Here is an 8,244-nt window from a genome sequence, read left to right as displayed (position 1 = left end):
GCTACCATGCTGGATTCACGAAATGAATCCCTCACCCGATTTGTGCAACAAAGCCCCTTCAGAACGGAATTTCGTCATCATCAATATTATGAGACGGACCACCGGAGCCTCCGCCAAAACCACTGCCCTGTTGCGGGCCGCTGTCATAGCCACCGCCACCGCCGCCATAGCCACCGCCCTGGCTTCCGCCGCCCTGACCACCGCCGTAGCCGCCGCCGTCACTGCCTCCGCCTTCGCCGCGGCCATCCAGCATTGTTAGTGTCGAGCCAAAGCCCTGCAGCACGACTTCGGTGGAATAGCGGTCTTGACCGCTCTGATCTTGCCATTTGCGGGTCTGTAGCTGGCCTTCGATATAGACCTTGGATCCTTTGCGCAGGTATTGCTCGGCAACCCGCACCAGACCTTCATTGAAAATGGCGACCGAATGCCATTCGGTGCGCTCGCGTCGTTCGCCAGTATTACGATCTTTCCAGTTCTCCGAGGTCGCAATGCGCAGATTGCACACCTTACCACCGTTCTGAAAAGAGCGCACTTCAGGGTCACGTCCCAGATTGCCGATGAGAATGACCTTATTGACTGAGCCTGCCATTGGGATCCGTCCTTATTCTTGTCTTGTGTTCTTGTTGGGGCGCAGGTGGAGGTCACATTGATGCGAATCTCACCCGTCGCGTTGCAGGCACAGTATAGACCCCGGCGCAGTGAGGAAAGCAGGCTTGTCTGGGGGAAAGATTGAGGCCACAAGACCATGCAATGGGCAAAGGTAGGGGCGAAGAAGTAGAGTAGCTTTGGGCAAAGCCATGCCGATAGGGGCTTGAACGCTTCCATTTTATGCAAATTTCGCTATAATCCCCGGATTGATCGTACTGGTCATACGGTGGCGCAGACCGTAGCTGGCGTTTTGAGATAATTATTTAAGAGACCGTGACATGGGGCGACATGTGGCCGAAATGCGACGTCTGACAGTGGCAATCGTAGGAACTGCTCTTGGGGCTGGCCTGATCCTGCCGCAGGTAGCTTTGGCTGATATGTTCAGCACCAAAAACCGTCGGGACCTGTTTTCCGCTCATACCCGTGTCTTGGATACCCGTGCCTCTCAGCAATACCAGGGGTCGGAGCGTTTGCAGCCAAAGGCTATTCCAGGTGTCAGTTCCATCAGCCCGCGTTACGCTGGTAAATATCGCGGTGAGTATTTGGCGTTGGCCCGGCGGGCGGCGCGAAAACATAATGTGCCCGAGGATCTTTTTCTGCGTTTGGTACAGCAGGAGAGCAATTGGAACCCAACAGCAAAATCGCACAAGGGGGCTTTGGGGCTGGCGCAGCTGATGCCGGCAACTGCTCGTTCGCTGGGAGTGGATCCCTCCATTCCAAAACAGAACCTCGAAGGCGGTGCGCGCTACCTGTCAAAACAGTTCAAGAAATTCGGCTCCTGGCGCTTGGCGCTTGCGGCCTATAATGCCGGACCGCATGCAGTCGAAAAACACGGCGGTGTGCCGCCTTACAAAGAAACTCAGGCCTATGTGAAGAAAATTTGGGGCGGCTAAGAGCTTCCAATTTTTCTAAATAACTGACCAGTAACGATTTTTCGGTTCTGGTTGGGGTAGGGTGCATGGGGTTTTATTAAAGGCCCCGTCAATTTCGTTAACTCGCCATTAAGATGCCTTAATTTTTTATGAATTTGCCCATGATTTCAGGAGGAATTGCAGTGACCAGCAGAAGCTTTGACGACCGGCTCGACCGCATTCAATGGACCCCAGGTGTGGTTCCCTCGCAGGAGGTGATCGACAGCGTCCTTGGTGGCCGTGCCTTGTCAAAAGCGCGCAGTGTCGGTGCAACCTTGCTGGGAGCAATATTGGGGATTCTGATTGGCTTTGGGTTGATCGGCATGACTCTCGAAGGCTCTCCTTGGGGGCCGGGAACCGGGGTGATCGGTGCCATCGGCGGTCTGCTTTCACTGATCGGGCTGGTCGTATCTGTCGTCTTGGCGGTCTTTGTCGCTCTGCGCAGCAAACGGCATCCCTGGTTGATGCAATTTGCGTCGATGAACCTCTTGATGATCGTGGTCCTGCTGTTGAGCTGACCACAAAGACCCGGCAAAAGGCGCGCCATCACATCACCGCTGTGGGAGTGGGGGGTGAAATACCTGATTTTTTTAATCGGGAATTGCGCTATATCAAGGTCTGCACTATGGGTTTCCGGGATTTACAGGCACAGCCGTAATTTCCGGAGCCCATGATGTTAAACACTCTTTTCAAACCTCTTTCAGCGGCAGCCGCTGTAGTGTTTTTGACGCAGGCGGCTGGGGCGGAAAGCTTGGATGCCGACAATGGCCTGTCGCCGCTTGAGCGACTGGGTGAACACCTTTTCCATGATGAAAACCTGTCACTGGAGCGCAGCCAGTCCTGCGCCAGTTGTCATGACCCTGAGGCAGGTTTTGCAGATTCGAGACGCGCAGCAGACGGAGCTTTCTCGCTGGGGGATGACGGCGGGTCTTTGGGCAATCGAAATGCGCCGACGGCGAGCTATGCCGCCTATGTCCCGTCATTTCATCAGGCAGCTGACGGCAGTTGGACAGGGGGCCTGTTCTGGGATGGGCGCGCCGGGGATCTGGAGGAACAGGCGGGGGGGCCGCCTTTGAATCCGATCGAGATGGGGATGCCGAATGCGGCGCTGGTGGTGGAACGTCTGCGTGAAAACCCATCTTATGTTCAGTCCTTTGGGGCGGTTTTCTCTCCAGACACCCTAGCCTCGGAGGTTAGCGGATTTGCTGCTATGACCCAGGCTTTGGCGGCCTATGAACGCAGCGCGATTTTCGCTCCGTTTGACAGCAAATACGACCGCTATCTTGCAGGAGAAGCCGAGTTGTCGCCCGAGGAAGAATTGGGACGAGTACTGTTCTTTTCCGAACAGTTCACCAATTGCAATCAGTGTCATCAGCTACGCAAAAGCCCGATGGGCGCGCAGGAGACCTTTAGTGACTATAGTTATCACAATATTGGGGTGCCCCGAAACCCGGCGGTGATCACCGAGGCCGGTATGGCGGATGGGTTTGTGGATGACGGGCTTCTGGCCAACCCTGCGGTGACTGATCCGTCTGAAAGAGGAAAGTTCCGTACGCCAACCCTGCGCAATGTGGCTGTCACCGGCCCCTATATGCACAACGGGGTGTTCCAGGATTTGCGCACCGTGGTGCTGTTTTACAATCGCTACAACAGCAAGGCAGAGGCAGCACAGATCAATCCGGAAACAGACGCTCCCTGGGGAGAAGCCTTGGTGCCCGGCACATTGTCAGTGAAGGAACTTACCCATGGGCCTGCATTGGAAGCGCGGCGGGTTGATGCTCTGGTGGCCTTTATGACAACGCTCACGGATCGTCGCTATGAGGATCTGTTGCGCGACTGATCACACCTGCCACGCCCCAAAAAACGGGCGGGCAGGGTGTTTTCTGGCAGCCACACCTATTCCGCAGCGACCTTGATCACCGGGGTCATCCGGTCCAGCACTGCATCGCTGAGGTGACATTTGATTTGATGTCCAGTCTCCAGCTGGCGCACCGGCGGCACCTCGATATCACACAGCCCGGCCGGGACTTCGGATTTCCAGCGACACCGGGTCTGGAAGGGGCAACCCGATGGCGGATTCATGGCTGACGGGATGTCGCCCTCCAACACGATGTGCTCTTTTTCAATAGAGGTGTCGGCGATGGGAACAGCCGAAAGCAGGGCCTCAGTATAGGGGTGATAGGGCGGCGAGAAGACCTGGTCGGTGTCACCTAGTTCCACCACATGACCCAGATACATCACCATCACCCGGTCGCTGAGATAGCGCACAATGGAAAGATCATGGCTGATGAACAACAGCGTGGTTTTTTCCTCGCGCTGGATCTCCATCAACAGGTCTGTCACAGCGGCCTGAACCGATACATCCAGCGCCGAGACCGGCTCATCTGCGACCACGATGCGGGCACCGCCGGAGAAGGCGCGGGCGATCCCGACCCGCTGTTTTTGCCCGCCAGAGAGCTGTCGAGGCATCCGGTCAGCAAAGGCACGCGGCAGTTTTACCAGATCCAGCAATTCCAGCATGCGCTGCTTGCGATCCTGATCGCTGTCGCCGATGTCGAAGATTTCAAGCGCCCGGATGATCTGCCGCCCCACCGTCATCGAGGGGTTCAGCGTGTCAAAGGGGTTTTGGAACACCATTTGAACATCAGAGATCGTCTTGGTGTCGCGGGCCTCGATCGGGATCTGTTCGATATTGGTCCCGTCCAGTAGGATGGCGCCTTCGGTGGCCGTTTCCAGCCCCATCAGTACCTTGGCGAAGGTGGATTTGCCACAGCCGGATTCACCAACAATGGCCAGGGTTTCGGATTCTCGGGCCTCAAAACTCAGGGTTTCATTGGCTTTGACCACCTTGGTGGCGCCGCCGCCAAACAGCGCATTGGCGGCCACCTCATAGTATTTCTTGAGGTTGTCCATCTTGAGAACAACCTTGCCGGGTTTGGTCTTTTCTTTCTGTTCGCCAACCTGGATCGGGGCGTTCCAGTCGATTTCCTGAAAGCGCAGGCAGCGGGTTGCATGGCGATCATTGCCGGGCACATCCGACATCATGATATCATCGGCGTCACAGCGCCCGGCTTCGAAATAGTCGCAGCGCGGGCCAAAGTTGCAGCCATTGGGTCGTTCATGCGGCAGCGGGAAGTTACCGGGGATCGCCACCAGCGGGCGCGCGGTCTTGTCGGCCCCCGGAAGCGGGATCGAGCGAAACAGCGCCTGGGTGTAGGGATGCTGCATCTCATCAAAGACGTCGGCGATGGAGCCTCGTTCGACCGCCTCACCGGAATACATCACACAGAGCCGGTCGCAGGTCTCCAGCACCAGTCCAAGGTTGTGGCTGATGAACAGCATCGAGGTGCCGTATTTCTTGCCTAGGTCTTTGACCAGTTCGACCACGGCGGCCTCGACGGTCACATCCAGCGCCGTCGTTGGTTCATCCAGGATCAGCAATGAAGGCTTGGACATCAGCGCCATGGCTATAACGATGCGCTGCTGCTGGCCGCCGGACAGCTGATGCGGATAGGAATTCAGCATCCGTTCCGGATCAGGCAGGCGCACATCTGTCACCACCTCAAGTGCCCGGGCATGGGCCTCTTTCTCGTTCACGCCTTCGTGGATCATCGGCACTTCCATCAGCTGGCGCCCGATTTTCATTGCCGGGTTCAGGCTCGCCATCGGCTCCTGATAGATCATCGCGATCTCGTTGCCGCGCACATCGCGCAGCTCCTCGGCGCTCATCTCGGCCAGATCCCGGCCCTTGAACTTGATCGAGCCACCAACAATACGGCCGTTGGTTCCCAGATCCTGCATCACCCCAAGGGCAACTGTGGATTTGCCGCAACCGGATTCGCCCACCAGCCCCACGGCTTCGCCGGGCTGAACCGAGACGGAGAAATCCATCACTGCGGGGATCTCACGCAGGCGCGTGAAAAAGGAAATCGACAGTTTGTCGATCTCGAGGATCGGGCCGTCATATTCAGCAAGCTTGTTCATTCTTCTGTCTCCCTGTCTGGAGCAGTCCTCCGGGCCAGGATCTGGCGGGGACTTTTCTTGTTTGGTGGCGGGGGCCAAGACGTGAGAGGCCCCCGAAAGAGACGGCTCTAGTCTTTCAGGCTTTCTTCGCGCAGGCCATCCGCCAGTAGGTTGAGCCCCAGAACCAGGCTCAGCAGGGCCATGGCAGGTGGCAGGGCCGGGTGCAGATAGATCGACAACAACTTACGGCCTTCGTTGATCGTGGAGCCCCAGTCAGGGCTTTCCGGTGGCAGGCCAAGACCAAAGAAGCCCAATGTCCCGAGCAGGATGGTGGTGTATCCAATGCGCAGGCAGAAATCGACGATCAGCGGGCCACGCGCATTGGGCAGAACCTCCCAGAGCATGATGTACCAGGGGCGTTCGCCACGGGTTTGCGCCGCTGCTACATAGTCACGGGTTTTGATATCCATGGTCAGACCCCGCACGATGCGGAACACCGTGGGCGAGTTGACAAAAACCACCGAGACAAAGACCACCAGGATACCGCCGGGGATATCGAACAAATCAAACGCCTGCGGGATGAAGTTGATCTTGGAGCCATCTTCGTTGATCAAAGAGAAATAGGCGACAAGCAGCGGCAGCAACACGATAGCCAGCCAGAGATAGTTCTTGGAAGGCTGGGTGCGATAGCGAGAGTTGATCAACACGCCAAAGAATATCAGGGGAAAGGCAAAGAGCACCGCTGCCATATATTGCGGCAACCCGGTCGCCACGATTTCTGGTGTGACCAGCAGGTAAAACAGCAAAATCACCGGGAAGGCGAGGATCAGGTTGGCCAGGAAAGACAGAAAGGTATCCAAACGGCCGCCAAAATATCCGGCAGGCAGACCAAGGGTGATGCCGACCATAAAGGCAAATATCGTCGCTAGGGGTGCAATTTTAACAACTTCCCAGGCGCCTTTCACCATACGGCTGAAAACATCACGCGCCAGATTATCGCCACCCAGCAGATACCACAGAAAATCGCCATCTTCGGGGCTGCGCAAGGGGGTGCCGGGAACCTTGTTCTTGAGACCAGAAAGCTGCGACAGTGGATCATGGGTGATGATCAGATCTATGGCGCCAAAGAAGCCGGTGAAAACCCAGAACATAACCAGCGCAAAGCCGATCATGCCGATAGGGCTGTCAAACAGCTTGCCATAAAGACCCAGCCGCCGCTTGAACGCAATCGACAGGGTGAAAAGCAGAACCAGGGCCGTCCAAACTGGCCAGAACTGCTGAGCCATGGCACCAAGGATGCCTGCATCCGTACCCAGCGCCAGCCCCAGGACCAAGTAGGCCAGAGCAAGGACTGTTGTGCCAAGGGTTGTGAGGCGTACCGCAAGGGCCGCGATATCGCGCGGCCCGGAGGCCAGCGTCATGGTGCCGCCAATATCATTGATGGCGCGGTTTTCGGGCAGCACAGCACTGACAACGACCCAGGCCAGAACAGATGCCACCAAGAGGCCAAGCGCCAGGGCTATGATTGGATTGAGGAAGGCGATTTGGCCGGTCCAGCTGAGGGGATCCATGTCTCTCTCCTTTCCTTAAGAAATGCGAATGCGCGGGTTTAGGTAGACATAGCCGATATCGGAAATCAGCTGGGTCACCAGAACCACAAAGACGGAAACGACTGAAATCGCGAGCAACAGCTCAATGTCATTGTTCCCTGCTGCCTCAACCAAGATCCAGCCAAAGCCTTTGTAGTTGAACAGGGTTTCAACAATCACGACGCCGTTGAGCAACCAGGGGAACTGCAACATGATTACAGTGAATGGTGCAATCAGCGCGTTTCGGAGCGCATGTTTCAGAACGATATTGTGGAAGCTGACACCTTTGAGCCGCGCAGTCCGGATGTACTGCGCAGTCATGACTTCGGTCATTGAGGCGCGCGTCATGCGGGCGATATAGCCCATACCATAAAGCGCAATCGTCAGCACCGGCAGAAAGAAGTTCTCGAAGGTCGGATTGTCCATGGCAGAGGTCGCGGTGCCTTTGAACCACTTTAAGCCCACTGTGGAAGAGGTGAAGACCGCAATAAAGATAACGCCCGAAACATATTCAGGGGTCGCGGTGGTCAGGATAGATACTGTCGAAAGGCTACGATCAGTGACCGACCCTTCGCGCATGCCGGCAAGAACTCCGATGATCAGCGCCGAAGGCACCATAAGCATCAGCACCCAAAACATCAGATACCCTGTGTTGCCAAGCCGTTCCCACACGATACTTGCAACGTCATCCTTGAACCGGGTGGAAAAGCCCCATTCCCCCTGCAAAATTCCGCAAAACCGTGCTGCGTCGGCGGCCTCGTCCGCGCTCACCACACCGGTGATACAGCGACCTGTTTCGCCGTCGTCGGTGGTGAGGGTCCAGCCGGGCAAAACACCCAGCCATTGACCGTATTTCACAGCAGTCGGTTGCCCATAACCATTGCTGTTGAGCCAGCTGGTCACGGCCTCATCCGTCATTCTGAAGTTGCCTTGCGTCTTAGCGAGCTTTTCCAGATTCGGATAAAGGTTGGTTAGAAAGAAAACGATGAACGTCAGGCATAGCGCCGTGAGGATCATCACGCCAGTGCGGCGTAAAATGAACAATCCCATAGGGTTCCCTGTCAGTCTGGCGGCAAACCGGTGCTGCCTTCATGGCGCACCGTTGTTGTTCTTGGCTGCCCAGAGCCGCAGAA

The 8,244-nt window shown here is 56.5% G+C and carries 7 protein-coding genes; 3 read left to right on the top strand and 4 right to left on the bottom strand.

What is annotated here, in order from left to right:
* Window positions 1–58: 58 nt before the first annotated feature.
* Complete coding sequence (gene ssb, locus PH5382_RS11845) at window positions 59–589, bottom strand: single-stranded DNA-binding protein (RefSeq protein ID WP_058334584.1); 531 nt, start codon at window positions 587–589, stop codon at window positions 59–61.
* Window positions 590–947: 358 nt separating this feature from the next.
* Between ssb and PH5382_RS11840 the strand changes: the two genes are divergently transcribed.
* The 3 genes from PH5382_RS11840 (at window position 948) to PH5382_RS11830 (ending at window position 3,399) form a co-directional block, all read left to right on the top strand.
* A complete protein-coding gene (locus PH5382_RS11840) occupies window positions 948–1,541 on the top strand; it encodes a lytic transglycosylase domain-containing protein (RefSeq protein ID WP_058334605.1) in 594 nt (197 codons plus the stop codon).
* A gap of 161 nt (window positions 1,542–1,702) precedes the next feature.
* Entirely contained in the window at window positions 1,703–2,077 is a 375-nt protein-coding gene (locus PH5382_RS11835) for a hypothetical protein (protein WP_058334604.1), read from the top strand.
* 155 nt (window positions 2,078–2,232) lie between these two features.
* The gene (locus PH5382_RS11830; RefSeq protein WP_156414893.1) at window positions 2,233–3,399 is read left to right on the top strand and encodes a cytochrome-c peroxidase; all 1,167 of its coding nucleotides are present in this window, start codon (window positions 2,233–2,235) and stop codon (window positions 3,397–3,399) included.
* Between the two features lie 56 nt (window positions 3,400–3,455).
* Here the strand turns inward: PH5382_RS11830 and PH5382_RS11825 are convergent, their stop codons facing one another.
* The 3 genes from PH5382_RS11825 to PH5382_RS11815 all read right to left on the bottom strand — a co-directional run bounded on the left by PH5382_RS11825 (window position 3,456) and on the right by PH5382_RS11815 (window position 8,161).
* Entirely contained in the window at window positions 3,456–5,543 is a 2,088-nt protein-coding gene (locus PH5382_RS11825) for a dipeptide ABC transporter ATP-binding protein (RefSeq protein ID WP_058334583.1), read from the bottom strand.
* A gap of 107 nt (window positions 5,544–5,650) precedes the next feature.
* Window positions 5,651–7,093: an ABC transporter permease gene (locus PH5382_RS11820; RefSeq protein ID WP_058334582.1), complete on the bottom strand. Its 1,443-nt coding sequence runs from the start codon at window positions 7,091–7,093 to the stop codon at window positions 5,651–5,653.
* A 15-nt stretch (window positions 7,094–7,108) separates the two neighbouring features.
* Window positions 7,109–8,161 (bottom strand): ABC transporter permease, encoded by a 1,053-nt coding sequence (locus PH5382_RS11815; RefSeq protein ID WP_058334581.1) that lies wholly within the window; start codon window positions 8,159–8,161, stop codon window positions 7,109–7,111.
* Between the last annotated feature and the right edge of the window lie 83 nt (window positions 8,162–8,244).

The sequence above is a fragment of the Phaeobacter sp. CECT 5382 genome (assembly GCF_001457775.1).
GTDB lineage: Bacteria > Pseudomonadota > Alphaproteobacteria > Rhodobacterales > Rhodobacteraceae > Pseudophaeobacter.
The sequence above is the reverse complement of the archived record's forward strand: the minus strand, read 5'-3'. Positions and strand labels throughout refer to the sequence as shown.